Source organism: Megasphaera sp. NM10 (assembly GCF_000417505.1).
GTDB lineage: Bacteria > Bacillota > Negativicutes > Veillonellales > Megasphaeraceae > Megasphaera > Megasphaera intestinihominis.
In genome coordinates this window covers 1-478 of the sequence record NZ_APHY01000162.1, presented here as the reverse complement: position 1 = coordinate 478, position 478 = coordinate 1, and the positions used below count along the sequence as shown (strand labels likewise).

Here is a 478-nt window from a genome sequence, read left to right as displayed (position 1 = left end):
TACATCCAACGAACTATCAAGAATCTTTCCGCTCGTCTCCGAATCGTCGTTCTCTCTGTGTATCTGTTCCAATTCACAGCCTCCTGAGATTCGGAGTAAGCGATTCGCACATGTTTGTGCGTCGCCTTTCGGCTCCTTCAAACATGGCTCTCTGCTTAAGTCAAGTCCTCGGTCTATTAGTACCGGTCCGCTCCGTACATCGCTGTACTTCCACTCCCGGCCTATCAACCACATCGTCTTTGTGGGACCTTACTTACTAATGTAATGAGAAACCTCATCTCTAGGCTGGTTTCACGCTTAGATGCTTTCAGCGTTTATCCGTCCCCGACGTAGCTACCCAGCTGCACGGCTGGCGCCATGACTGGTACACCATTGGTCGGTCCACTCCGGTCCTCTCGTACTAGGAGCAGCCCCTTTCAAGTTTCTTACGCCCGCGATGGATAGCGACCGAACTGTCTCACGACGTTCTGAACCCAGC

1 rRNA gene is annotated in these 478 nt (G+C 52.1%); it reads right to left on the bottom strand.

What is annotated here, in order from left to right:
- Positions 1–156 precede the first annotated feature (156 nt).
- Positions 157–478: ribosomal RNA gene (locus NM10_RS12860) — 23S ribosomal RNA — on the bottom strand; the annotation flags it as partial.